This window comes from Paenibacillus sp. FSL F4-0236, from assembly GCF_038000135.1.
GTDB lineage: Bacteria > Bacillota > Bacilli > Paenibacillales > Paenibacillaceae > Paenibacillus_AQ.
Window position 1 is genome coordinate 2,020,405 of sequence record NZ_JBBOBK010000001.1, and the last position, 26,251, is coordinate 2,046,655.

At 42.4% G+C, this 26,251-nt stretch carries 26 protein-coding genes; 24 read left to right on the forward strand and 2 right to left on the reverse strand.

The window, feature by feature from the left end:
• Positions 1 to 10 precede the first annotated feature (10 nt).
• From NSQ29_RS09245 to NSQ29_RS09260, 4 genes are all read left to right on the forward strand, one after another.
• A complete protein-coding gene (locus tag NSQ29_RS09245; protein WP_341124863.1) occupies positions 11 to 1,039 on the forward strand; it encodes an ROK family transcriptional regulator in 1,029 nt (342 codons plus the stop codon).
• A 19-nt stretch (positions 1,040 to 1,058) separates the two neighbouring features.
• Complete coding sequence (locus tag NSQ29_RS09250; protein WP_339241871.1) at positions 1,059 to 2,261, forward strand: MFS transporter; 1,203 nt, start codon at positions 1,059 to 1,061, stop codon at positions 2,259 to 2,261.
• Positions 2,262 to 2,326: 65 nt separating this feature from the next.
• Positions 2,327 to 3,418: a glycosyltransferase gene (locus tag NSQ29_RS09255; RefSeq protein WP_339241870.1), complete on the forward strand. Its 1,092-nt coding sequence runs from the start codon at positions 2,327 to 2,329 to the stop codon at positions 3,416 to 3,418.
• The gene (locus NSQ29_RS09260) at positions 3,418 to 4,038 is read left to right on the forward strand and encodes a glycerol-3-phosphate acyltransferase (protein WP_341124864.1); all 621 of its coding nucleotides are present in this window, start codon (positions 3,418 to 3,420) and stop codon (positions 4,036 to 4,038) included. Before NSQ29_RS09255 ends, NSQ29_RS09260 begins: the two co-directional genes overlap by 1 nt.
• A gap of 95 nt (positions 4,039 to 4,133) precedes the next feature.
• On the opposite strand, the gene NSQ29_RS09265 is transcribed toward NSQ29_RS09260, so the two are convergent.
• Positions 4,134 to 5,642, reverse strand: coding sequence for an MFS transporter (locus tag NSQ29_RS09265; RefSeq protein WP_341124865.1), 1,509 nt, complete (start codon positions 5,640 to 5,642; stop codon positions 4,134 to 4,136).
• Positions 5,643 to 5,756: 114 nt separating this feature from the next.
• Between NSQ29_RS09265 and NSQ29_RS09270 the strand changes: the two genes are divergently transcribed.
• From NSQ29_RS09270 to NSQ29_RS09305, 8 genes are all read left to right on the forward strand, one after another.
• A complete protein-coding gene (locus tag NSQ29_RS09270) occupies positions 5,757 to 6,575 on the forward strand; it encodes a MerR family transcriptional regulator (RefSeq protein WP_339265316.1) in 819 nt (272 codons plus the stop codon).
• Between the two features lie 282 nt (positions 6,576 to 6,857).
• Complete coding sequence (locus NSQ29_RS09275; RefSeq protein ID WP_341124866.1) at positions 6,858 to 7,685, forward strand: helix-turn-helix transcriptional regulator; 828 nt, start codon at positions 6,858 to 6,860, stop codon at positions 7,683 to 7,685.
• Positions 7,686 to 7,771: 86 nt separating this feature from the next.
• Entirely contained in the window at positions 7,772 to 8,755 is a 984-nt protein-coding gene (locus NSQ29_RS09280; protein ID WP_076300878.1) for an iron-siderophore ABC transporter substrate-binding protein, read from the forward strand.
• A gap of 29 nt (positions 8,756 to 8,784) precedes the next feature.
• The gene (locus tag NSQ29_RS09285; protein WP_340974889.1) at positions 8,785 to 9,150 is read left to right on the forward strand and encodes a cupin domain-containing protein; all 366 of its coding nucleotides are present in this window, start codon (positions 8,785 to 8,787) and stop codon (positions 9,148 to 9,150) included.
• A 118-nt stretch (positions 9,151 to 9,268) separates the two neighbouring features.
• The gene (locus NSQ29_RS09290) at positions 9,269 to 9,691 is read left to right on the forward strand and encodes an SRPBCC family protein (protein WP_042189115.1); all 423 of its coding nucleotides are present in this window, start codon (positions 9,269 to 9,271) and stop codon (positions 9,689 to 9,691) included.
• Position 9,692: 1 nt separating this feature from the next.
• Positions 9,693 to 10,022, forward strand: a complete 330-nt coding sequence (locus NSQ29_RS09295; protein WP_341124867.1) for an ArsR/SmtB family transcription factor — start codon at positions 9,693 to 9,695, stop codon at positions 10,020 to 10,022.
• Between the two features lie 432 nt (positions 10,023 to 10,454).
• Entirely contained in the window at positions 10,455 to 11,489 is a 1,035-nt protein-coding gene (locus tag NSQ29_RS09300; protein ID WP_340970583.1) for an ATP-binding cassette domain-containing protein, read from the forward strand.
• Positions 11,486 to 12,307 carry an ABC transporter permease gene (locus tag NSQ29_RS09305; protein ID WP_076286724.1) on the forward strand — a complete coding sequence of 274 codons (822 nt, stop codon included), beginning with the start codon at positions 11,486 to 11,488 and terminating at the stop codon, positions 12,305 to 12,307. Before NSQ29_RS09300 ends, NSQ29_RS09305 begins: the two co-directional genes overlap by 4 nt.
• Before the next feature lie 62 nt (positions 12,308 to 12,369).
• On the opposite strand, the gene NSQ29_RS09310 is transcribed toward NSQ29_RS09305, so the two are convergent.
• Positions 12,370 to 13,023 carry a TetR/AcrR family transcriptional regulator gene (locus NSQ29_RS09310; RefSeq protein ID WP_341124868.1) on the reverse strand — a complete coding sequence of 218 codons (654 nt, stop codon included), beginning with the start codon at positions 13,021 to 13,023 and terminating at the stop codon, positions 12,370 to 12,372.
• A 196-nt stretch (positions 13,024 to 13,219) separates the two neighbouring features.
• Here NSQ29_RS09310 and NSQ29_RS09315 point away from each other — a divergent pair, with 196 nt between their 5' ends.
• The 12 genes from NSQ29_RS09315 to NSQ29_RS09370 all read left to right on the forward strand — a co-directional run bounded on the left by NSQ29_RS09315 (position 13,220) and on the right by NSQ29_RS09370 (position 26,223).
• Entirely contained in the window at positions 13,220 to 14,005 is a 786-nt protein-coding gene (locus NSQ29_RS09315; RefSeq protein WP_341124869.1) for an SDR family NAD(P)-dependent oxidoreductase, read from the forward strand.
• A 179-nt stretch (positions 14,006 to 14,184) separates the two neighbouring features.
• A complete protein-coding gene (locus NSQ29_RS09320) occupies positions 14,185 to 14,904 on the forward strand; it encodes an SDR family NAD(P)-dependent oxidoreductase (RefSeq protein WP_076286727.1) in 720 nt (239 codons plus the stop codon).
• A gap of 365 nt (positions 14,905 to 15,269) precedes the next feature.
• A complete protein-coding gene (locus NSQ29_RS09325; RefSeq protein WP_042189097.1) occupies positions 15,270 to 16,028 on the forward strand; it encodes a YveK family protein in 759 nt (252 codons plus the stop codon).
• On the forward strand, positions 15,976 to 16,683 hold the full coding sequence (locus NSQ29_RS09330; protein WP_042189094.1) for a CpsD/CapB family tyrosine-protein kinase: 708 nt from the start codon (positions 15,976 to 15,978) through the stop codon (positions 16,681 to 16,683). Before NSQ29_RS09325 ends, NSQ29_RS09330 begins: the two co-directional genes overlap by 53 nt.
• A gap of 6 nt (positions 16,684 to 16,689) precedes the next feature.
• A complete protein-coding gene (locus tag NSQ29_RS09335) occupies positions 16,690 to 17,925 on the forward strand; it encodes an oligosaccharide flippase family protein (protein WP_339241840.1) in 1,236 nt (411 codons plus the stop codon).
• Positions 17,926 to 17,957: 32 nt separating this feature from the next.
• Positions 17,958 to 19,238, forward strand: coding sequence for an O-antigen ligase family protein (locus NSQ29_RS09340; RefSeq protein ID WP_341124870.1), 1,281 nt, complete (start codon positions 17,958 to 17,960; stop codon positions 19,236 to 19,238).
• A 64-nt stretch (positions 19,239 to 19,302) separates the two neighbouring features.
• Entirely contained in the window at positions 19,303 to 20,484 is a 1,182-nt protein-coding gene (locus tag NSQ29_RS09345; RefSeq protein ID WP_445739188.1) for a glycosyltransferase family 4 protein, read from the forward strand.
• 62 nt (positions 20,485 to 20,546) lie between these two features.
• The gene (locus tag NSQ29_RS09350) at positions 20,547 to 22,457 is read left to right on the forward strand and encodes a polysaccharide biosynthesis protein (protein ID WP_341124871.1); all 1,911 of its coding nucleotides are present in this window, start codon (positions 20,547 to 20,549) and stop codon (positions 22,455 to 22,457) included.
• Positions 22,458 to 22,472: 15 nt separating this feature from the next.
• Positions 22,473 to 23,579, forward strand: a complete 1,107-nt coding sequence (locus tag NSQ29_RS09355; RefSeq protein WP_341124872.1) for an LCP family protein — start codon at positions 22,473 to 22,475, stop codon at positions 23,577 to 23,579.
• Positions 23,580 to 23,603: 24 nt separating this feature from the next.
• Positions 23,604 to 24,230 (forward strand): sugar transferase, encoded by a 627-nt coding sequence (locus tag NSQ29_RS09360; protein ID WP_156113132.1) that lies wholly within the window; start codon positions 23,604 to 23,606, stop codon positions 24,228 to 24,230.
• Entirely contained in the window at positions 24,227 to 25,036 is an 810-nt protein-coding gene (locus tag NSQ29_RS09365; protein WP_042189084.1) for a GNAT family N-acetyltransferase, read from the forward strand. The genes NSQ29_RS09360 and NSQ29_RS09365 overlap by 4 nt, the downstream gene beginning before the upstream one ends.
• A gap of 77 nt (positions 25,037 to 25,113) precedes the next feature.
• Positions 25,114 to 26,223, forward strand: coding sequence for a GNAT family N-acetyltransferase (locus tag NSQ29_RS09370; RefSeq protein ID WP_341124873.1), 1,110 nt, complete (start codon positions 25,114 to 25,116; stop codon positions 26,221 to 26,223).
• Positions 26,224 to 26,251 lie beyond the last annotated feature (28 nt).

Sequence of the window (26,251 nt, forward strand, 5' to 3'; positions counted from 1 at the left end):
TGGGAGAGCCATGTCAAGTGATAAAAGACTTCCTTCACAGCAACTCAAATCTGAAATTATTCGAAATATTCGAACAGCATTATTAGAATTAGGAAGGGCTACGAAGGCGGAGTTAAGTCAAAGATTACAATACAGTTTTCCAACGATCAGTAAATTTCTAATGCAGATGGAAGAGACTGGGGAAGTAACGATCATTGGCCTTGATGAGTCTAGTGGCGGAAGAAGGGCAATAAGATACGCCTATAATCCGAATTACCGATTAGGGATGGCTATTTTTTTAGAAAAAAATGAAACAAACTATACGATCTATAATTGCATTGGCGATGTTGTAAAAGAAGGGAATTTACCTAGTATTCTTGAGGAAGACGTTAGTACACTGGTCTCGCTTATCGAAGGTGAAAAAAAGGCTAATCCTAAGATTCAATCTGTAGCGATTGGTGTTCCAGGCGCGGTGAAACAGGGGAAGATTTTTCTGATCCCAGGTTATGCGAAATATCAGAATCTAGATTTGAAAAGATGTATAGAAGATCAGCTCTTTATCCCGACAATCGTGGAAAATGATATGAATGCCGCTGTAATCGGTTATATGGCGCAAAAAAATTTGAAGGAGAATATTTCTTTGATGTATCTGTATTTAGGGAAAAACGGACCGGGAGCTGGGATAGCCGTTAATGGTGAAATTGTTCGGGGAAAGACGTTTTTTTCAGGGGAAGTTCAATACATGCCCCAGTATGACAATAGAAATTTCATAGAAGCATTAACTGGAGATCAGGGTGGATCAAGCATGCAGCCGGATCATAAAGTAGATGCGATTAGTCGGTTAGTGGCTACTATGACCTCTATTTTGAATCCGCATTATATTATTTTTTGTGAGGATGAATTAGCTCCAGCTATGCTTAATCAAATCGCCGATCGAACTGCTACATACGTTCCTAAGGAACATCTTCCGGAATTAGCGGTAAGTGACTTGAAGCGTGATTATCTGAATGGATTACAAAGTCTTGGATTAGGTTTATTAGTTTCACAACAAATAGATTAGAACCCTTAAGGAGATAACGATGGCTACTTTTTTTCTTATTATTATTTATTTAGCATTTATTAGTTTAGGACTACCAGATTCATTGCTTGGATCCGCATGGCCGGTAATGAGATTAGATCTAAATGCCTCATTAGGTACTGCTGGTATCCTTTCGATGGTTATTGCAGTAGGCACAATTGTCTCCAGTTTGATGAGTGGTACAATCCTTAAACGTTTTGGTACGGGGAAAGTGACCCTTGTAAGCTGTATTATGACGGCTGTAGCTTTATTTGGTTTTGCATGGTCACCTTCGTTAGTATGGCTAATTGTTGCTGCGATTCCACTCGGTTTAGGTGCGGGATCTGTAGATGCCGGATTAAACAGTTATGTTGCTACGCACTATAAAGCCCATCATATGAGCTGGTTACATTGTTTCTGGGGAGTGGGCGCGACGCTGGGTCCGATTATTATGGGTTCTTTTATCTCTGGTGAAGGTCTTTGGCGAGAAGGTTATCTTACGGTTGCTTATATTCAATTGAGCTTAGTTGTAATTCTCTTCGTTACGCTGCCTTTATGGGATAGAGTGGCTGGAAACAATAGCAACCTGAACGCTGATAGCGAACATGAGCTCAATCATCCGGAGCTAGAGCAAGCTGCTGAGAACACAAAACCTTGGAAACTAAGAGGGGTTAAGCTTGCGATGTTAACCTTCTTATTTTATTCTGCCATCGAAACGAGTATGGGGTTATGGGGGAGCAGCTTTCTAGTAAATATCAAAGACATCCATGCATCCACTGCAGCGACATGGGTATCGGTATTTTATCTAGGGATTACCTTCGGCAGAATGGTGACGGGCTTCATTACGTTTAGAATGAGTAATAAGCAGCTAATACGATATGGCCAGCTCATTGCTTTAATCGGTACAGTGCTCTTAGTATTACCGCTTCCAACGATAGTTTCGCTGGTAGGGTTTATGATTATCGGTCTGGGTTTAGCCCCTATTTTCCCATGTATGCTACATGAAACCCCTGTACGATTCGGGAAGAAGCATGCTCAGTCAATTATGGGCTTTCAGATGGCAACAGCTTATACCGGTACCACGCTGGTACCGCCATTTATCGGTTTACTGGCCTCGAATTTTACGTTGGGTATTTTTCCTGCGATGATCGTTTTTTTCGCTATCGTCATGCTTTTATGTACAGAAAAGCTTAATAAATACTCAGCTAAAGTAAATGTAGGTTAAATTTGAAATGAATATATTACGGACTAACCCCTCATATATATAGATGTAGAAGGGGGGGAACCGTAATGTGGTTGTTAATGGTTATAGGCGTTGGATGTCTCTCCGGTTTTATTTTGTTCAGAAAAAATACCTTGAGCACTTATCACGAGCCTAATCAAGGACCGGAGAAATTGTCCATTATCATTCCTGCAAGGAATGAAGAATATAATTTGCGTTATCTGCTCGATTCACTTCAGTCTCAGACCCTTACACCCTATGAAATTATTGTGGTGGATGACTTCTCAGAGGATCGGACCAAAGAAATTGCCGAAAGCTATGGGGTTAAGGTTATTGTGAACAGCAGTCTCCCTGAGGGGTGGACGGGTAAGAGCTGGGCAGTATGGAATGGATATTTACAGGCCTCGGGCGATATTTTTGCTTTTTTGGATGCGGATATCCGATTAAAGCCTAACGCCTTGGCTTCATTATTAAAAGCAAGGGAGCTATCGAAAGGCGTCATTTCGGTAGTTCCTTTTCATCATACAGAAAAGCTGTTTGAGAAGCTCGCCCTAATCATGAATATGCTGGGGATCTTCACGTTCACCTCGATCTTTGAAAGGAATAACGCGAAAAAAGGGCTGTACGGCTCGTGTATTCTAGCATTAAGGCAGGATTATGAAAAAGTTAATGGCCATCAAAGCATTAGATCTGAAGTGCTGGATGATTTGTCTTTAGGAGAAAAATTTATTGCGGCAGGTGTTCCGATCACCAATTATATCGGGTATGGCTTAGTATCGTTTCGCATGTATCCGAAGGGAATCAAAAGTGAAATTGAAGGGTTCAGTAAAGGGGCTGTCTTAAGCACTTCAACGATAAGTCCGCGAACAATTATTCCAATCGCGCTTTGGGTGATCGGACTCATCATCTCAGAAACCGTGTTTATTTTTGCGAATACTTCATGGTTTATGCCTTTATTGATCGGTTATCTCCTTTATATGTTCCAGCTCTTTTATTTTATAAAATATGTAGGTGTATTTGGCATCGTTATTCCTGTATTTCACGTGGTAGCAACTGTTTTCTTTATCTTGATCATGCTGTATTCGATTTATCAGGTTGTTTTTCTGAGGCATGTAAGCTGGAAAGGAAGGCATATCCAGGTGGGAGGCCATAGGGACTAATGATCATATTGTGGGTCGCGGGTTTATTTTTGTCGGGATCTCTTATGTTTTCCTATTGGCTTGGTCTAGCGCGTAAAAAGAACCTGAAAAACATTGGCGACGGTAATCCGGGGGCTTTGAATCTATGGAAGTCGTCAGGCTATAAATTCGGCATTTTGGGGATTATATTGGATTTTTTAAAAGGGTATCTACCTCTTCTATGGGTAATGGGAAGTCATTATAGTCAGGGGTATTTCATTATTCCGTTAGCCTTAGCTCCCATTGCGGGTCATGCCTTCTCTCCCTTTCTTAAAGGAAAAGGTGGGAAGGCAATTGCAGTAACCTTTGGGGTATGGAGTGCATTGACAGGATTCAAAGCTTCTTTAGCGCTAGCAGTCATTTTAGCAGTGCTGAAAATGCTCAGCAGTTGGTTCAAAAGCAGAGGGAATTCACCTGTATCGGATGGTGTGCAAGTGGTTAGCGGAATGCTGCTTCTTTCCGTTTTTTTGTACATTAGTAAATGGTCTGCTCCTATCTTGTGGGTATGGTTTGGAAGTTTTGTGATCCTTGTGTATACGCACAGGTTAGAATTGGCAGTGTGGGTGAGGAAGTATTCATCAAGGAAACGAAAAGGAACATAATATAGGCTTGGTATAAACGAGGGTGTCCCAGCAGCTATCGCATAGCTGTTGAGACACCCTTGTTTGGTGAAGCAATAGCTTCATCTTTTCTAATATTAGTGTTCTATGATTGAGGATTTACGTTTTGACGCAGCACGGATAATAAACGCAGAAGCTAACAGAAGGATTGTGGCAGTGGCAAGGACAACAATAAAAGACTTATCAAAAGCTGATTGTGCGGCTTCAACGAGCGCGGATCCAGCAGCAGTAGGCATATTTTCTGCGGCTAGAAGAGCCTCGTCAAGGCTGTCGCGAACGATCGGCGGGACTGTTAGTTCATCAGGGAGAACTAATGATGCTGTATAGATGAATGACGAAAGACTGCCCAGAAGTGTAATACTTAGGGCGCTGCCGAGTTCGAACGATACTTCCTCTATAGATGCGGCCATGCCAGCTTTTTCGACGGGGACATTTAGCATGATTGAATTTGAGGCGGCAGTCATGGCTCCCCCAAGACCTGCACCCAGAATCATTAAGGCTGCGAATTGTAACAATATATTTCCGTCATGGAAGAGTAGAAGGGTGCCCATTCCTATACCTGACACTAACAGACAGACCCACTGTACTTTTACTTTGTCCACTCGATGCAACACAAGTCCGATGAGTATCCCTGAGATGAAGGACGCTATCGAAGTGAATACAACGTACAAGCCTGCTTCCAACGGTGTATATCCAAGAACAAGCTGGAGCCGTTGAGTCACGATCAATTCCATTCCAATAAGTGCAAAACAAGACAATAGAGCTGTAGCCACTCCAGTAGTAAAGTGGGAGTCTCTAAATAGTGCAAAATCTATTAATGGATTCTGGCTCTTACATTGATGGCGCATAAATATGATCATAGCTACGACACCAATCACGGCAGATAACACAGCGATGGAAATTGAACCTTCACGTCTGCTGATCTCCTTAACTGCATAAACAAGGGCAACCAGACCAATCATAATTTGAACGGAACCAATGAAATCCCATTTCTTATTCTTATTCCCATTAAGATTTGGGATTAGTAAGATGGCCAAGATCAGTGCAAGAATAACTATAGGAATATTGATGAGGAACACCGATCCCCACCAGAAATGCTCCAGTAAAAAACCACCAACGAGTGGACCCATTCCTGCTCCCACAGAGGAGACAGATGCCCAAATACCTACGGCTAGTGAACGCTCACGCTCATCCGAAAAGGTAGTTCGAATAATGGAGAGTGTTGCGGGCATCATCATGGCTGCACCAATAGCTAGTAGGGTACGCGCAGCAATAAGAACGAGAGGTGTCGGCGCGTAGGCAGCGATTAATGAAGCCAACCCAAAGATAGTAAGTCCCATAACGAAGAGTTTTTTATGCCCAAGACGATCGCCTAGTGTGCCAAGACCGAGTAATAATCCTGCCATTACAAGTGGATAAATATTTACGATCCATAGTTTTTCCGATGCAGAAGCAGCAAGATCATGCGTAAGTCGTGGTAGAACCGAATAAAGTACGGTCATGTCGATGACGATCATAAAGAGTGCGCTGGACACAATCGCCAGCACGATCCAGCGTTGAAATTTAGATAGATTTGATGAAAACATGGGTAATCCTCCTAAGATGATAGTAGCTAATAACGTTACCTTGACAAGGTAATGGTGTTCCGTTATTGTACTTTGAGGTATAGGGTAACCCGATAGTCAAGAGGAGTGATTTGAATGTCTATTGATTATGATCAATACTTTACGACGAGCGAGTTCGCAAAGGTATGTGGGGTAACAAAGCATACGTTATTCCATTATGATGACATTGGTATATTAAAACCGGAGATCGTGAAGGAAAACGGATATCGTTATTATTCCTATAAGCAGTTTTATACCTTCGATATTATTGCCGTACTAAAAGGGACAGGAACGCCGTTGAATGAGATCAAAGAATATATACAAGATCAAAACACATTGCATTTTTTATCCATGCTTAAGCAAAAACAGCTGCAGTTGGTTGATGAACAAAAAAAGTTAGAGCGAATGCAGAGGCTTTTACAAGGGGCTATAGATAATACGAATCGTGCGCTCCATGTTAATTGTGGAGAACCCTGGGTCGAGGAATGTGATGAAGAGTATTTTATTGCGGTTAGACTCTCGAAGGAGAAGGGTGAGAAGGATCATGTACGAAAAGTATATCGAATCTTCGATTATTGCGATGAACATCATCTTGAATATGACTTTCCGATAGGTTCGATTATTTGTAAAAGCAGTTTGGAAGAAGGCGACTATGACCCGGATTATTATTGTAATAAAATCAATGAAAAGCATAACGGTGAATTACTTTATATTAAGCCAAAGGGTAAATATTTGATCATGAATCACAAGGGATCTTATGAAACCTTACCTGCGTCCTATGAGAAGCTAAAGTCTTATATTGCTGAAAATGATTTACACATAACCGGAAACGCTTATGAGTATGAATTGCTTAGTTATTTAGCTGTAGGGGATCCGGATAAGTATGTTATTCAAATTGCGATCCAAACCTTTTGAGGTTTAGAGCATTGGATTGACTTTAAAATTGGCTTACAAACTGACACGCTTGGGATTCCAAGCGTTTTTTTATGGATACCTGATGGCTTGAGTATTAGCCAGGTGCGACATTTTTATTATCTATATTGATTGACAATGATAATCATTATTATTAATGTGTAAACAGGCGTGAATCCTTATGCTCACCTTACTGACGCCAATGCCTCTGAGCTGGTGCACTATGATTGAGTTTTGTTGATGATTATCCATATAAGAGACTACTATTGAAATGAGGTATGCATTGTGAAGATAGACGTTAATCAGTTAGCAGAGCATTTTGCACACACTCCTTTTCAAGTAGAAGGAGTATATCGATATGCTGAAAATCCAGGTGTGCCGTACGCTGACTATACAGATTCTTTTCCTGGATTTGTGTTTCCACTTACAGGAAAGATTAAATTTAAATTTAATGGCACGCCTTATATCTTTTCGCCTGGAAAAGTTGTGCATGGGGGTGCAAAAATGAAACTAGATCAAAAAATGTTAGGTAGAACCAATTGGGAATATATTCTTGTTCAATATCGGATATGTAACTCAGAACTAAAAGAGTCAAGCTTTTCTCATCAGCATTTTGAATTATTAACAGGTCAATCTCCTCGTCTTATTGAATTAATTATGCGTCTTTGGCATGTGTATAATCAGCGTGGAGGCATTTCGATGTTTCAGACTGAAATGCTGTTTCGCGAAGTGCTGAATGAGGCCTTATTATGCGTTATTAATAGGGAAGATAGCTGTGACTCACATACTTTATTCGAACGGGTATCTAATTATATTCATCAAAACTATTATCAAAGTTTTACAATAGCTTCGCTTGCAGAACAAAATAATGTTAATCGAAATCGACTTTCTTACGTATTTAGAACACATGCCGGTATGGGACCAGCAGAATATTTATTAAAATATCGTATAAATATAGCGCAAGAAATGCTATTTACAAGTGATGCGCCTGTACAACAAATTGCGCAAACCGTTGGAATGGCTGACCCCTTTTATTTTAGTAGAGTTTTCAAAAAACAATGTGGCATTTCACCTACCGAATATCGAGAGAAGTTCATCAATAATCCATGGTGAATTCAACCTGCATCCATTCTTATCTAAAAAGTGCTCTACTATAATAATGGTTAAGCAATGAAACCATTATGTTGGAGGAATTTCGAATGAAAAAGATTAGAGGACTGCTAGTCGCAACACTATTATTAGCAGGTATACTAGCGGGTTGTACTGAAACACCTGCTGAAAATAAAGAATCAACTAAAGAAGGCGTATCTTCAACAGCAGTTAATGTAGATGCAGCTGATTGGCCAAGAACATTTAAGGATGCCTTAGGTAAAGAAATTGTTATCGAGAAAAAACCGGAAAAAATAGCCTCGCTATGGTATTTTTATCCTGAAATATTAGTTGCATTAGGTGAGCCACCTGTTGCATCTACAGAAAAAGATTATCTATCTTCTTTATCTTATTTAAAAGGAAAGCTGGATTCAGCTGAAGAACTAGGAGATAAAGTGTCTCCAAGCATTGAGAAAATTCTATCGATTAATCCTGATTATATTTTAGCAACAGAGCATCATGAAGCAGTGTATGATTCACTAGATAAAATTGCACCAGTCATTACATTAAAATACAAGGACATCTATGAAGATTGGCAATATGGACTCCGTACAGTAGCCATGATTATTGGCAAAGAAGACGAAGCGGAAAAAGTAATTGATAAAATGATGAAAGATATTACAACTGGGCGTGAAACATTAAAGTCGATGGAAAGAGAGACAGTATCGCTTATATTGTCTTGGGATGGAAAAACTTTTAATGTTCTAGGTGAAGGGAATCCGGTCTATAAACTTGCTTTTGATAAAAAAAAGGGACTGGGGCTTACACCGGATGATACATATGCAGGTAATAATAATGAATTTACTTCGTTTGAAGGAATATCAACTGTTCAAGCAGACCATATTTTCCTTATAGGTGACATTACAAAAAAGGAGGAATTAATGAATAACTTAAAACAAAGTAATGTGTGGAATGCTATGAATGCCGTAAAGAAAGGCAATGTCTATTTAATGGATAATTCCGCTATTACTGGTGGACCATTAGCTATTGATTACGCTTTACAAAATATATTATCAGCCTTGCTTAAGCTCTAATAAGTTGAGGAAAATAAGGAGTGATTACTATCCATTATCAAGCTATTAATCTGAACGATAAGTTATCTAAATTTAACGACCTTTGGTCTCCGAAAGTCATTGGTGAAATGAATGACTATCAATTTAAACTTATTAAGATCACTGGGGATTTTGAATGGCATGTTCATCAAGATACCGATAAGGTATTTTTCACGCTCGAAGGGGAGATGATCATTGATTTCCGTGATGGTCAGGTTAAAATCTCCAAGGGTGAGATGTTTATTCTCCCAAAGGGAGTCGAGATGAAGCCTTCCGCCGAAAAGGAATGCCATATCATGTTGGTGGAGCCTAGAAGCGTAGTAAACACTGGCGGTACTGAGTCCGAATTAACAGCAGCCAATGATACTTGGATCTAGTTAAGGCTTTCCTCCGCTATTCCCTTAAGGTTTCTGCAAATTGACATAACACCAAATGGTGTTATAATAAAAATGAAACCAGAAGGTGTTACATTAAAATGAATTTTGGAGGAAATTTATGCAAACTCAAGGACCACTACAAGATATTCGTCAAACAATTACACTCAATGCGCCCATTGAAAAAGTATGGAAAGCTGTTTCCACTGCTGAAGGAATAGCTGCCTGGTGGATGCCAAGTACATTCGAGCCAGTGGTAGGTCATGAGTTCATTCTACATGCTGGACAATTCGGGGATTCCCCATGTAAAGTTACAGAGATTGATGAACCGAATCGTGTCGGTTTTAATTGGGGGAAGGATTGGCATCTTGCTTTTGAATTGAAAGAGATTAATGGGAAAACGGAGTTCACCGTGATTCATTCTGGATGGGACCCTGAAAAGGTAACTGAATTTGGTCAACCGCATCCAATCGTTCGTGGCTTTATGAACGGCGGCTGGGAGAAAATCGTCCAAGAAAAACTTCCTGCTTATATCGAGGCTTAAGATGCCAGTCGCTGAATCTGGACATGATGTATTTCAAGCGATAGCAGATCCTACCCGCCGCAGTCTGCTAAAGCTGCTTGCTAATAAGGAAATGTCCATAGCATCCATCTCGGACTGCTACCCGATCAGCCGAACCGCTGTTAATAAGCATTTACAAGTATTGTCCGATGCACAGCTTGTTAGCAGTCAGAAAGTCGGTCGGGAGACTAGGTACAAGCTTCAGCCAGAGCCTCTACTGGAGCTTCAAGATTGGCTTACCTTTTTTGAACAATACTGGGCTAATAAACTGTTTGCGCTTAAAGAATATGTTGAAGCAGATCATAACAATTAATGATAAACCGAGAGGCGTGAGATCGCGCTTCTCGGTTTTTTTGATGCATTGTGCAAAAATATTTAAATGAAACAGATATAATGGATTCGTATATACATATGAACTGCTATTTGCTCATTTTGAGGCATTTGGGGCGAGTTGCGGACTAGAGAGACGTTAATCATCATTATCAGGGGCAATATTGTGTACTTTCAGTCCGATAAAGCTCCATGGAGTCCGTTAGCATTCCAGATGAACATAAGGACAAGGCAGAAGCATTTTTGAAAGAATAAACGGCGTAGCATTGAGCTACACCGTTATTTCTGCATTTACAGGATAGCTTTCAACGGAAAGCATATCTCATTTATAAACTCAGTTTAAACCTTCGTTTAAATTCAGTTTATAAAAGGGAGTTAGCATCACAATACAAACTAAAACGTTGGAGGAATTGTAATGGTTAATGAACGCAAAAAAATAATTGAGCACAACCCTGGAGATTGGGCCGTCGAGGCGCGTGGACTCGTCAAAACATTTGGTGACAATCGCGCTGTGGATGGGGTGAATTTAAACGTAAAAGCAGGTACGATCTATGGAGTTCTTGGTCCAAATGGAGCCGGAAAAACTACCGTCATACGGATGCTGGCGACCTTACTTCGCCCTGATGCAGGTTCAGCGCGAATCTTCGGACATGATGTAGTGAAGGAATCGCAGATAGTGCGGCAATTAATTGGTGTGACAGGACAATACGCCTCGGTAGATGAGTCACTTAGTGCTACGGAAAATTTGATCATCTTCTCGCGTTTGTTAGGACTTGGCCGCGCGGAGGCACGACAAAAAGCTGCTGAACTGCTTGAAGAGTTTGGTTTGACAGAGGCGGCTAAGCGTCCACTAAGAAATTTCTCTGGTGGTATGCGTCGTCGTCTGGATCTGGCAGCAAGCCTAATTGCTCAGCCACCGTTGATTTTCTTGGATGAGCCAACTACAGGGCTTGACCCGCGTACACGCTCACAGATGTGGGATACGATTCGCCGATTGGTGAATACAGGATCAACAGTTCTTTTAACGACGCAGTACCTTGAAGAAGCAGATCAACTAGCAGACCGGGTGGCAGTTATTGACCGTGGGCAAGTCGTCGCCGAGGGCACTGTGGATGAGCTGAAATCATCCGTGGGTACCACATCTTTACTATTGAAGGTCCGAGAGCTAAAGAATTTTAAACAAGCTCGTCAGCTTGTAGAACATGTTCTGCATGTCCAATCCAATGTGTCTTCGTTAGAGGAAGGGCAGATTTCTGCACCGATGGCGAACGCGGATTTAGTGACTGATCTACTTATTGCTCTTCGCGAAGCAGGCATTCCACTTGCAGAGGTGAGTGTGCAGAAACCAACACTTGATGAAGTATTCTTAACAATCACGGGTCAGGGTGTAACAGATAACGCTTCAAATGCGTCTGGGCAGTCAAACAAGAAGGAGGCAGTAAGAGTATGAGTACAAGAACTTCTGCAATAAACTCAGGAACTACAAGACAATTGAAAAACCATACGAGTCTCAGACAGAGTATACGAAATTCATTCACAATGGCGTATAGAGGTATACTAAAAATACGGCGAACACCTGAGCAATTATTCGATGTTACGCTTCAGCCTATTATTTTTACTCTGATGTTTACCTATATTTTTGGTGGAGCCATCTCTGGTGACATTGCTAGCTATTTGCCTGTTATCATTCCTGGTATTCTCGTTCAGACCGTAATTACTACTTCGATCGTTACTGGAGTTCAATTACGTGAGGATATGGATAAAGGTGTGTTTGACCGATTTAAATCACTGCCAATTGCAAGGATAGCTCCGTTAGCAGGTGCTCTATTAGCAGATACGATTCGGTATACGATAGCGACTGTGCTCACTTTCACCATGGGTTATATTATGGGATTACGGCCCGAGGGAGGGCTGGGGCATGTTGCTATAGCGGCACTTCTTGTTATTGTCTGTGCTTGGTCGATTAGCTGGATCTTTGCTTTCTTTGGTGTCATTGCAAGAACAGCCTCAAGTGTACAAGGGATCTCGATGATTGTGCTGTTCCCGCTTACGTTTCTGTCTAACGCATTCGTACCGGTAGATACAATGCCTAGCTGGCTTCAATGGTTTGTTAAAGTCAATCCGATCTCACATTTGGTGACCGCGGTGCGGGAGCTTACTAACAATGGTACCGTAGGCTGGGATTTCGTAATCTCTCTGATCGGAGCAGCTGTCATCGTTGCGATTTTTGCACCAATTACAGTTCGTGCTTATATGCGCCGGACATAATATGAAAAGAAAAAACGGCAGAAATGCCGTTTTTTTGTATTAGCCGCAAAAAAGCTTCTTTTTTAATTATCGCTTCTAAAGAACGTATGTATTAAATTGGATACTGATCTATCATACAATGTTTTAGCAGCTTCCTCATTTTGAATATGTCCCCCCAAATGCAGATGAATGAGGCCATGCAACGATGCCCACACCAGATTCACAACAAGGAGGGGATCTTTCTCCTCAATAAACCCTTGTTCGATGGCTTCTGTAATAAGGGCTATTACTTGTTGAAGTGCCGTGAAGATAGCATGTAAACTTTCTTCCTCCGGTTTGAACTCGCTAAAAGCCCCTCCAAACATAACCATATAATAGCTGGTATGATTCCGTGAGAAATCCCAATAAGCTTGTCCAAGATCGCGAAGATATAAATTTAGATTGTCTTGTTTTGGAACCGCTTGAAAGGCAGCGGCCAACAATTTACACCCTTGCAGAAAAAGCTCCTTCGCTAAACCTTCCTTGTTTCCAAACAAGTTATAAATGATTTTTGTGGGACATTCCATTTTTTCAGCAACCTTGCGAATGGTTACACCTTCAGGTCCGGATTCATGCATAATGGCCGCAGCGGCTTCGATAATATTCAGTCTTAATATTTCTGCATGCTGTAGTTTTGCTTTTGGGTAGGTTGTAACGGATTGAGCATCTATAGAAGATATTTTGGACGATTTTTGCATGTAGTTTCACTTCCTTAGAACTTTACTTTAGCTTTTTCAAATAGCCGTTATTTCTAAACCTTATTTTACTGATGTAGAGGAGAAATAGCCAATATTTAAATGTAGAACTTTATTTGACAACGTAACCTCACTCAGATACAATGATTCATATTGAAACACTGTTTCTAGATGGTCATTAAAGGGAGAGATAATAGCAATGATTACAATTCAAAATAAATGGACGTTGATTACAGGTGCTTCTTCAGGAATAGGTGAAGCGTTTGCTCGAGAACTTGCAGCCAAAGGAAGTCATTTGATATTAGTCGCCCGATCCGAAGATAAATTGATTGCTTTAGCGGAAAAATTACAAAGAGAATTTCATATTCAAGCGGAGGTTATCGTTGCTGATTTATCGCAAGAAGGTTCTCCTAGCAGGCTCTATCAACAATGTATGGAACGTGGTCTGAACGTTGATATTCTTATTAATAATGCAGGTTTTGCTACGTATGGGCTTTTTGAACAACTGTCTGGTCCAAGACAACATGAAGAGGTGATGCTAAATGTTTTGGCGGTTGTAGATCTGACCCATTTATTTTTGCCAGGTATGTTAAAAAGAAAAAGTGGTGTGATTATAAACGTTGCTTCAACAGCAGCATTTCAACCTCTTCCCAATATGGCTGTATATGGAGCGACAAAAGCTTTTGTATTATCATTTACACAAGCGCTATGGGAGGAAAATAGAAAACGGGGCGTACAATTTCTTGCGTTATGTCCGGGGTCTACGGAAACAGAATTTTTTAATGTTGTGGGAGCTGATGAAGCTTCTGTAGGGAAGCGAGATACTCCAGAAAATGTGGTTCAAGTCGCTCTTCGGTCGCTTCAAGCTAGAAAAGTATTTGCTGTCCCAGGATTAACAAACTATATTTCAGCTCAAATGTCACGTTTTTTCACACGTAAACAAATGCTTTATTTTGTAGGACGTATGCTCCGTACTAGAAATTAATAAGTCAACATTTTGCTTCGATGATGTAAAATAAAGAGCCATTATCTATGGATTACTCCATGATAGCGGCTTTTTTCAAAAGTTAATTGCCTAACTCCGAATTCTAACCCTACTTCTTCATGTCCTTCGATGGTACTATGATATAAAAATAGAATGATGCATATAGAAAGGACGACAGTATGAGAAACTATCTAATTTTGGGGGCAAGTAAAGGTTTGGGAGATGCATTTGTGAAAGGTTTACCTGAGTATGGTGATCGAGTGTGGATCGTCTCCAGAAGCAGACCGGGCAGTCTGGATCTTAATGATGGAATACAGCGGGTATGGATTGCAGTAGATCTATCGCAGCCAGATGCCGCACAAGTCTTATCAAAGGGAATTCAAACGGAGAAGATTGATGTTCTAGTTTATAACGTGGGTATTTGGGAGAAAGAAGGTTTTGAGGATCACTATACTTTTGACAAGGATGAGACGAGTGACATTGCCAACATTATAAATGTGAATATAACTTCAACAATTACCTGCATACAGGCTGTATTACCTAATCTTCGTCAATCGGAAGCAGGAAAAATTATTCTAATTGGCTCCACAGCAGGACTGGATCATACCAATAACGCCCAGGTATCATTTGTAGCTTCCAAGTTCGGTCTGCGTGGTATTACACATGCATTGCGTGAGCATGTACGTAAGGATGGCATTGCAGTAACTTGTGTGAATCCGGGTGAGCTGGCAGCAGAAATTCCTTATGAGGATGGCGCGGAAAAAGCGATTGCAGAATATAGCGGCACAAGAATTCCTGTTCAGGACATTGTCTCCATTGTGAAATGTATCGTTAACCTCTCTAGTGCTTCCTGTGTCAAAGAAATTCATATTCCAGCAATGGCGGATTTGAATGCATAATAAATCTCATTTATCCGTTAAGATTTCATTAAGATTCAATACGAAGATAAACCATATAATTGGATTATAGAAAGGTTATCAACAAAGTGCTACATAAACGCCCTACATAAGCGCGCCAACTAGCACGACGTATTATTAGGTAGTAGTAAAAAGTGAATATATAAGGCTGTCTACCAGTAGAATCTTACTAGTAAACGGCCTATTTCTGTTGGGATTTAATAGAGAGTCGGGTGGATTTTTTTAAAAGAAGACTTATAAATTCCCAACTTTTTTTGGACATATATTGGGCTAACGAGAATATAACTATACAATAAAACACTTGTTGAAGAAGAGGAAAATACATTAACGGTTAGGAGAAATGAACGATGGAATTCGAACTAGGCAGCATTTTGAAACTAGTGAAACGTAGGCTGCTGTTCATCATTGTATTATGTATTGTTGCGGTCGGAATTGCTAGCTTCGTTAGCTACTATGTCTTAAAACCGAAATACGAGGCGACGGCTTCTATTCTTATTCAAGGGGATAGGCAACAGAAAGCAATCAATGACATTATGGCTGGGCAAAAACTAGTAACCACTTACGGAGAAATTATCCGAAGCAGTAGAATCGCTGAAGAGGTCGTTAGAAGACTGCAATTAAACATGACCCCTGAAAAACTATTAGAAAAAGTGAAAACAAGAACAAGTAGCGAGTCACTCGTGACGACGGTAATTGTATCGGATTCTAATGCTCAGCGGGCAACGAATATCGCGAATGGCTTTGGTGAGGCCTTTAATGAGAACATCCAAGCAATTATGGGGGTAGAGAATGTTGTGCTTCTTGACCGAGCCAAGGTTCCTTTCGAGGCGATCTCACCCAAGCCAGTATTCAATATGGTCGTTGCTTTCGGACTTGCATTGATTGCTGGGATCGCATTTTCCATTCTACGGGAATTGGCGGAGAAACCTGTGAAAAGCGCCAAGAATATTCAGTTGGATTTGCAGCTTCCTCTTCTGGGAACGGTGGGAAAATTGAAGCCGCGGAAACGGCGGGAGAAGACGAAATCCAATTCAGTAGAAGGAGCCAGCAGACATGAAGAAGAAAACGCCAAGATTGTATTGCCTGGAACAACCGAAATCATCTAATGGTGACCAATTCCGAACGATACGATCTAATATTCGTTATACCCGAGTTGGTGGAGAAATTCGATCTTTATTAGTTACAAGCTCACTTCCGAATGAAGGTAAATCAACAGTGGCGATGAACTTGGCCATAGCGATGGCAGAAACGGGAAGAACTGTGCTGCTGATCGATGGGGATTTGCGTACACCAACGGTGCATAAGGCATTTGATCTACCCAATTGGATCGGATTAAGTAGTATCCTAGTGGATCAAACCCGTGTGGATGATTGTATTTTCCCTATTGAGGGATCAGAAGGACTTTCTGTAATGACATCGGGTCCGATCTCCCCCAATCCAGCTGACTTACTAGGATCAACAGGAATGAAAAGGTTATTTGCAGAGCTTAGTGAGAGATTTGATACGATTGTCATCGACTCTTCTTCGGTGTTAATGCCTTTTTCGGATGCCCTTATCTTGGCAAAGATGACCGAGGGGGTACTGTTAGTCGTAAAATCCGGGAAAGTGCTCTTGAAGCATACCAACTCTGCAAAACAGATTCTTGAGCAGCAAGGAGCACATATTTTGGGGGCGGTTTTGAATTATCGAAAAAGTAGCAAACGTTACAAGATTCGCGGTGAAGATTTTGCCGATTGGGCCTCAACTTCAGGGTTGGTCTAACGCATTATGACACTTGCTTCTCTTCGTTATTTATTCGGAAATATCACATACGCAGGCGCTCAATTCGTGATTGTAATTTTGCTTAATAAATTTGGCTCATCCGAAATCGTTGGGCAATATTCGTTAGGGCTTGCGGTGACTGCTCCCATCTTCATGCTGTCGCATCTGCATCTGCGTTCGGTCTTGATCGTTGATACATCTGGAAAATATCTTTTTGGAGATTTTTTTGGCCTTCGTCTCGTGACAACCGCAGTTGCATTCACGGTTACAGCAGGTTGTTGCATCCTTAGTGGTGCTGATTGGAATACAGCTTTAGTCATATTTTTCATAGGATTGTATAGAATTGTTGAGTCGGTCAGCGATATTTTATTGGGTATCGTTCAGAAGCAGGAAAGGCTAGATCAAATCTCTTTCTCGAGAGCTGCTAAAGGATTGTTCTCCATACTTGTCTTCGCCCTCGTATTTATCCCTACTCAGAGTCTCATTCTAGCGTTATTAGTCATGATTATCGGATGGTTAGCAATAACCATTGGATATGATGCTCGCAAAGCGAGAGTGCATACGTCGCTCAGACCACTTTTTAACAAAAGACGATTATGGGGCTTGCTGCTCGTAAGCTCACCCCTTGGCGTGGTGCTGGCGTTGATGTCACTAAATACAAATATCCCACTATACGCGATTTCATATTTTAAAGGAGAACATGACTTAGGCATATACGCTACGCTCTCATACATGATCGTTGCCTGCAATGTTGTTGTGACTGCACTCGGTGAAGCGATAACACCACGTCTTGCCCGTTGGCACGCTAGCGGACGACATAAGGAGTTCATCTCTTTACTCAGTCGAATGATTGCAATGGGTATAGGAATTAGTGCGATCGCTTGTTTGATCGGGTGGATCTTTGGTCATCAGCTACTAACTCTTCTATTCAGTCCAGATGTGGCTGCTGAGATAGGTTTATTTCATTGGTTGCTCGTTTCTACCCTATTGGTATTTGTAACGTCTTACCTGTGGTATGCCATAACGGCTACCGGGAAGTACAAAGCGCAGATTCCCTTGTTTCTGTGTTCCGTGATCACTAATGGGCTTTCTTGTCTAATATTCGTGCCTATTTTCGGGGTGATAGGTGCTGCGGTGGGGGCTAGCTTGGCCTTATTCGTTCAGATGATAGGTAGTGTGATTGTACTTTTCTTGGTAATCCGTCAGGCAAGGAAACAGGTACAACGGGAATTGGCCGCATAGAGACAATTTCTCATAGGAAAGTAGGGGCTTGTATGACATCTGTACTCGTTGTAGGGAAACCCTACACCATGCGTAATTTATTTCTGTTTGCGGTTATGGGTTACATCATCTGCCTTCCGGCTCAAATTGATTTCGGTGGCGCATTTCGAATCGCACCCTCTGACCTTTTCTTAATGCTTGGTTTGTTTGCAGCAGGTTTACACCTCAAATTGGACCCGAGGCAGTTCAGTTCATGGCATTGGGGGATGTTGTTTATTTTCGTCCTCGCTTCATTTGTATCCATATGGCGCAATGGATTCATTACGCAATACGCTCTATTGCAAAAAGATTTTGGGTTTATACTCCTACTGCTGACTTACATCATGCTTGTTCAGGCTGTAGACAGCTGGGATCGGTTATATAAAATGCTACGAGCTTTTTTGATCAGTGTGCTGATCTTCAATGGCGTCGCTTTGTTCGATTTTTTTAGTGGAGTGAAGGTTCCGTTTATGGTGCAAGACGGTCGCCTCTCCGGGATGCTAATTGATCCGAATGCATACGGCGGATTACTAGTTACGGCTTTTGCTATTCATATCATGACGAGTGGGGACGGGGTCAAGCTGCTTAGGGGATGGGTGAGCACGCTAGCGACGATCTCCTTAGCCGGGGGCATAATAATGACTTTTTCGCGTTCGTCATGGATAGGTTTGTTCCTTGTCCTACTTACATTACTGCTGACTAATCCTTCTCGACTTCTCAAGATCGGCATGGGGTTTAGCGTCGCGTTTGGAGCATTGCTGTTGTATAAAGGTACAGCTTATCTGGATGTGCTTGGGAATATGGCCAGCAGACCCTCGCAGATTCAGTCGCGTCTAGACATCATTGGGAAGGCTGTGGAGTGGATCGCTCAAAGTCCATTATTAGGGATTGGACTCGGTAGCTATAACTATGAACTGCGGATTATTATCCATAATACTCCGATCTGGTTTATGACAGAATTTGGCTTGTTGGGCTTGATTGTGTACGGCGGATTCATGATCTGGTTCTTCATCGTTGGGATACGTTCTTATCGCGCGGCAGATAGGGTGAACAGACCGATCATTATGGCATTATTGCTGTCTCACGCAGCGATGATTGGACTTTCGATGGGTATTGAAGCCTTATTTCAGCGGTATTGGTGGTTCATGATGGCTATGAATGCAGCTTGCATCCGATTAACGAATACGGGATGGAAAGGAGTGAAGCGATATCGAACCAAGGGCACTGAAAAGTCAACGGGTCGTAACCTACGACAACAAACAGAACAAGCGCAACAAGCGCAACAAGCGCAATAACAAGAGGTTAGGGAGCATACCTGCTGAAGACTGTGGGCCGGTAAGAGTTGCTTTTGTAGCCTCCATTTTTGGGCATTTTGAGAGTTTTCATCTACCTTACATGGCGTTATTGCAGCAAAAAGGTTGTGAAGTGCATGCTTACGCGCAGCCCGGGGAAGCGAGATTACGGTTAGAAGAGAAGGGGATCGTGTGTCATGATGTGCCCATTCAGCGTAGCCCTTTACAGATGCAGAACTGGGCAGCGCTAGGGATATTAACGGAAAGCTTCAAGGAGGAGGGGTTCCAGTTCATCCATGTACATACGCCAGTCGCTTCGATTCTCGGACGGATTGCGGCCCATAAAGCAGGTGTACCTTGCACATTGTATACAGCGCATGGTTTTCATTTTTTCAAGGGAGCTCCTTTTCTGAACTGGATGCTATATTATCCGCTCGAGAGGTTAATGGCCCGCTGGACAGATGTGCTAATCACCATAAATAGAGAAGATTATGAACGCGCCCAGAAATTTTCTATACGGAAAAAGGTGACTTATGTGAGTGGTGTAGGACTTGATCTCCAGGTTTACGGCAGTGAACAGGATCAGCCTGAAACTGCGTCGGAGAAGGCAGATAGGCGACGCCAACTGTTTGATCTGCCGAAGCGTGAGCATGATGAACCTCCCTTCGTCATCCTATGCGTTGCTGAATTAAACGCCAACAAGAACCAGAAGCAGTTGATCGAAGCGCTGGGTCAGTTGGGGTCTCAAGCAGGCAACATCCATCTGGCTTTTGCGGGTACAGGACCGTTCGAGCAGACTCTATTGGAACTTGCTAATCGGCTGGGTGTCAGCGATCGGGTGCATATGCTTGGGTACCGTAGAGATATTCCGGATCTACTCAGAGCATGTGATGTTGCTGCACTTGTGTCTTATCGCGAGGGGCTACCTCGGGCGATTATGGAGGCGATGGCAGTAGGAAAACCCGTTATAGGTACGCATATTCGGGGGATTCATGATTTGATCGAACATGAGTCAACAGGCATGTTGGTTCCTGTTGGTGATATTACCGCTACCGCTAAGGCTTTTACTCAATTACGTGATGATCCAGCATTAACTACGGCAATGGGAGAAGCAAACAAGGAGAGGATCATTCGTTACGGGTTGCCTGCGGTGCTCCGTGAAATGGACTCGATCTATATAGAAGCGCTAAACAAGGAGGAAAGAAAGCGGGTTCCGTCTGAAATGCATGCCAGCCTATCGGGGGATTGAATATTCACTCTCACTTAAAAGGCGAGTAAATGAATTTTTAGTTAATTAGGGAGAAAGAAGTGATGAAAATGCGGATCGTCCGTTTGGTCATGTTGGATGCAGGGATTATTGCGGCTTCAGTGTGGCTTGTGTTTTTACTTCGGTTTGATTTTCAAATCCCTGAGATGTACGTGTGGATGCTTCCGTGGGCAATATTGATTCACATTGCGGTGTATGCGGCCTTCTCATTTGGATTCAAAGTGTATAACAATATCTGGCGATACACCGGAATGAGAGAGTTACTGCAGCTTCTAAAAGTGAGTGTATTAACCCTCGTTGGAGTGATTGCTGTCAACCTATCCACCCATGCAGTAATTCCTTCCTATCGACTACCGATTTCTATCTATTTTGCAGCGGGTTATGTGTTTCTGGGCATAGTTGGATTACGAATGGTTAAACGTCTTCTAAATGATGGATTTGAGACAACGGGTGTGAAGGATGCCTTCGAAGGTAATCTTCTAATCGTTGGGGCTGGTAAAGCAGGAATCCTCGTTACGAAAGATATCAAGCATTCAAGGTTCAAATTTATGCATCCGGTCGCTTTCATTGATGATGATGCATCCAAACAAAAGCTGGAAGTAATGGGGCTGCCGATTGTGGGTAACCGAAATTTCATTCCCGAGGCCGTGAAACAGCTGGACATTGCGTTCATTATTATTGCCCTCCCGACAGCGCCACATAACGACTTAATGGAGATTATTGAGATCTGCAAATCAACAAAAGCACAGATTAAGGTAATGCCTAGTATGACAGAAATTTTGGACGGGAAAATGGCAGTCAATCGAATTCGTGAAGTGTCCGTAAATGATTTGCTGGGTAGAACTCCTGTTGAGATTAATACTGAAGAGATTCGTGAGAATTTAGGGAGTGAGTGTATTCTCATCACGGGTGCAGGAGGCTCCATTGGCTCAGAACTGTGCCGTCAGCTAGCTGCGTATCGTCCGAAGGAAATGTTGCTGCTTGGTCATGGTGAGAACAGCATTTACCTGATTGAACAAGAGCTACGCCAATTATATCCCGATCAGAAGATTCAACCGATCATAGCTGATATTCAGGATGTGTCGCGGATCGATAGTGTTTTTCAGAATTTCCGACCTACGATTGTGTATCACGCCGCTGCGCATAAACATGTGCCCCTTATGGAGATGAATCCGGTGGAGGCGGTAAAGAACAACGTTATCGGAACAAGGAATGTAGCGGAAGCGAGTGCCAAATATGGTGCTAAGCGGTTCATTCTGATCTCTTCGGACAAAGCGGTTAATCCAACAAGTGTCATGGGAGCTACAAAGCGAGCGGCAGAAATGATTATTAATGATCAGAATTCATCTAGCAAGACGGTTTTTGCTGCTGTCCGTTTCGGTAATGTTCTCGGTAGTCGGGGGAGTGTTATTCCGTTATTCAAAAGACAGATCGAGAGTGGTGGCCCGGTTACGGTTACCCATATGGATATGGTGCGGTATTTCATGACGATCCCGGAAGCAGTGCAATTGGTTATCCAGGCGAGCGTACTGGCACAAGGTGGCGAGGTGTTCGTGCTTGATATGGGTAAGCCGGTTCGGATATACGATCTAGCAAGAGATTTAATACGTCTGTCGGGCTTAGAACCCGATAAAGATATCCCTATCGTGGTCACGGGCATTCGTCCTGGAGAGAAATTATTTGAGGAACTCCTGACAGAAGAGGAAGGATTGATGGTCACCAATAACTATCGCATCATGATCAGTCGGCCTCAAAGTGTTTCCAGATCCGAATTGAATTTGGTCCTTGGTGTGCTGGAGAATTTGTGCAAACGGTACGAATTTGTGCCAAGCAGTTATCAGATTAAGAAATTATTAAAGCAGCTTATTCCAAGCTATTCGGGCTTTCAGGAAGAACCACAGGTGGCTACTCATGAGCTTGAACGGATCAAATCCGAAGTTCATGCGGGGATCTAAGTGATGAAGTCGTTTATGAGTAGATGGAACAAGAAATTGCGTTTGCGTGGCAAGAGTGACAAGAAATTCACAAGAAAGCAAATAGTCATGCGGCGAATTGGAAGATTCGCCCTGATTGGTTTTCTGATTGTGATTGTAATTGGTGGCATTTGGATTAGAGGGGTATTAAATGCTGAGCAGCGATTTCAAAAGGCTGTCCTTAATCCATTGACGATACCTAACTCTAAAATTTCTGCAGTACCTGTGGGGAAGGCGCAGTCGGATGGGACTACGAAAAGTCCAGCAAATTCGGATGGCGTGGTACTACCATCGACTGAACCAGCAGCATCGCCAGAAGCAACTGATAAAAAAACTTCATCCTTTAATGTTGTATTAATTGGAACAGATACGTGGGGTGGGGAAATCTCGCGTGCAGACACGATCATGGTTGTGCATGTAATGCCGGAACAGCGGAAGGTGAACATCGTCTCTGTACCGCGCGATACAAGGGTGTATGTACAAAATGTTGGATACACCAAAATTAATCATGCTCATATTGTTGGTGAGTCCAAAGGTGGGAATGAGCAAGGAACGTTGACGCTCATTCAAGCGGTGAGCGACTTTATGAATATTCCCATTCATCATTACATCAAGACGAATTTCTCTGGAGTGCGTGATTTCATCGATTCAATCGGTGGGATCGACATGGTAATCGATCAGGATGTCACAATAACCCCAGAGATTACCATCAAAAAAGGCGAACAGCATTTGGATGGTGTGCATGCTCTCTACCTTGCTAGGGCGCGTTACTCTACTCCGAACGGTGACTTTAGTCGTCAAGAGGAGCAATTCAATATCGTTAGAGCTGTGGCGAATAAGCTGTTGAGCACTGAGCATCTTCCGGATCTGGCGGGATTATTGCTCCATGAAAAGAAAGACATTATCGATACAAGCTTCAGTGACAGTGATTTGCTCAGCTTAGCTTGGTTATTCAAGGGAATAACTTCCGAGGACTTTAAGTACGAGCAGATTCCAGGCAACAACAGTTTTGGTTCTGATCCGCTAGTCAGAACTAAGGTGTACTACTGGAGTGCTGATTTAAAACAGGTGAACTCACTGAAGGAACGTCTTTTTACGGATTAAGAGAAAGGCGGGAGGAGTACTAACATGTATCGCCATATGAAACGAGGCTTCGATCTTGTGGGAGCGATCGTTATGTTGTGTATATTTAGTCCAGTCATGGCTGTGGTGGCGTTGTTGATTCGAATGAAGCTTGGAAGCCCAATCTTGTTCAAGCAGCAACGACCAGGGCGGGGAGAGAAACCCTTCTTTATCTACAAATTTCGGACCATGGCTGAACTGTATGACACGCAGGGTCAGCCGTTACCAGATGAGCGACGATATATCAAATTTGGCGGAATCATCCGGAAGCTAAGTCTGGATGAACTACCACAATTGGTGAATGTTGTGAAGGGAGAAATGAGTCTGATTGGTCCAAGACCCTTACTCATGCGTTATAGCCCATACTATTCCGAACAGGAGAGGTTGCGTTTCTCAGTAAGACCAGGAATTACGGGATTAGCACAGGTTTCAGGACGCAATACTTCGTCGTGGAAAGACCGGCTTTCGTATGATGTCACCTATGTCGAGAGTTTAAGTTTCAGACTTGATGCGCTGATATTATGCAAGACCGTCTTGAAGGTGATTCGCCAAGATGATGTTGTAGCCAATCCAGGTCGGCATAGCCTGCCTCTGGATGAGTATAGGCTGAATAAAAAGGAGGGCCAGGCATGAGTGTGCAGTTTAGACCGCTGCATGAAGACGATATACATCATGCATGCCGGCTCTTGAAGAGCAATTTACCGGAGCATGTGTACAATCAAACGATATTTGCTTGTACGGGTTATCCAGCATATCTACAAGCGGCTTGTAAGTGTGGAGGTCATTCGGCCACGTTGTTGATTGGAGCCTATCTTGGAGAAGTGCTCATTGGATTCGCAGAATGGCGAAGAATGGAACAAATATTGGTTCTGAATAATTTAAACGTGGATGCGGCGTTTCGCAAGGACGGTATTGGCGGAATGCTCATGGCGTATGGAGAGAAATTAGCCAAGAGGGACGATATTAAGAAGTTGGTACTGGATGTGTTCTCATGGAATGAACAGGCTCATGCTTGGTACCTTCGCCTTGGCTTTGTAGAAGAAGGACGTACTTATTGGTATGTGAGGGATCTGGATCGTTCATTAACGGCTAGCGCAGATGTTATTGCTGCTGGAGCGGATATAGATGATGAAGAAGTGAATTACATTATTGATGATTACCCAATGGCAGAGGCACATCATCTAAAATACGGATTTTCTTCATTTAGGATTAGAACGAAGCAGAAGACTTCAGTTGTGGGTCGGCTCGGCGAGCAGTATTTTCGCATCCAACTGCAAAGTGGAGAGTGGGACGGTGGGTATCCACTAACCGATGTGTTACTCGACCTTGACCGGGAGAGAAAGCTGTTATTGCTTTCATCCGATGCATTCTTACGAGAGAGAGACCAAGCGCTAAGCTTAAGCACTGAAAGTATACGTATGATCAAGATATTGGATTAGCAGCGAATGCTTCCGAAGTCAGTTTTGTCGAAGTACCTCAAGGAAGCGTCGTTAACATAACTTTTAGGTGGTGACGTATGAGTGATTTCATTGTGCTTAATAGCGCGCATTCTGAAGAATGGGATGCTTATTTGAATCAGATGGATTGTAAGGATATCTATTTTTCTGCAGATTTTTTTCGGCTGTTTGAGGATGATGATCATCAACAGGCAGAACTGTTTGTTTTTAAGCAGGGTGAGAAGCTCATCATTTATCCTTACTTACTTCGCTCCATTAGCCATCTTCCAGCAGTCATCCAGCTGGGACTTGAAGGAGAATGGTATGACATCAGCACACCTTATGGATACGGGGGGCCGATATCTAATGTGCCAATAGGAGCGGAACGAACAGAGTTGTACCGAAAATTCAGTGAAACGTTCACAGATTACTGCAGAGAGAAAAAGATCATGACCGAGTTTGTAAGATTCCATCCTTTTATAGGCAATGCCACTGAATACCAAAAAGGGCTTACTACGGAGCTCAATCGGAATACAGCTTACATGGATTTGACAGTTGGCTCAGAGTCAGTGCTAATTCAGAACTATGGCAGCAATCATAAAAGAAATATCCGTAAATTAAAGTCAGCTCCATTCACCATTCGAAAGTCGGATCTTAAGGATCGGATCGAGCCTTTCATCGAGTTATATTACGGGACGTTAAATGATTTACAAGCAGATCCCTTTTATTATTTCCCTCGAAAATTTATAGAAGATACAAGCCTTTTGCCAGACGGACGGGTAGTGCTGTTTGAGGCGATGGATGGGGAGAGGAGTGTAGGGGCAAGTATTATACTTCTTGATCGACCATGGATGCATTATCACTTATGCGGTTGGGACCGAGCTTATCTGCAGTGGTCACCTACCAAATTTCTCATCCACGCAGCAGCCGTATGGGGGATGGAGAATGGATATGAAAAATTCCATCTCGGTGGGGGATATAAGGGGAATGACGAGTTGTTTCAGTTCAAGCTAAGATTCGCTACTCAACTAGAACCACTAGACTATTGCTTAGGTAAGCGAATATTTTTCCCCGAGGTGTATGAACGAATGATTGTACTCTGTGACACTGGAGTTGCGGGGAATTACTTTCCGCTCTACCGGCATCCATCTCTTTTGAATCAAAATATCATGGACCACGCTCTGAAGTAAGTCAATAAGATATGTATTCCATTTGGAT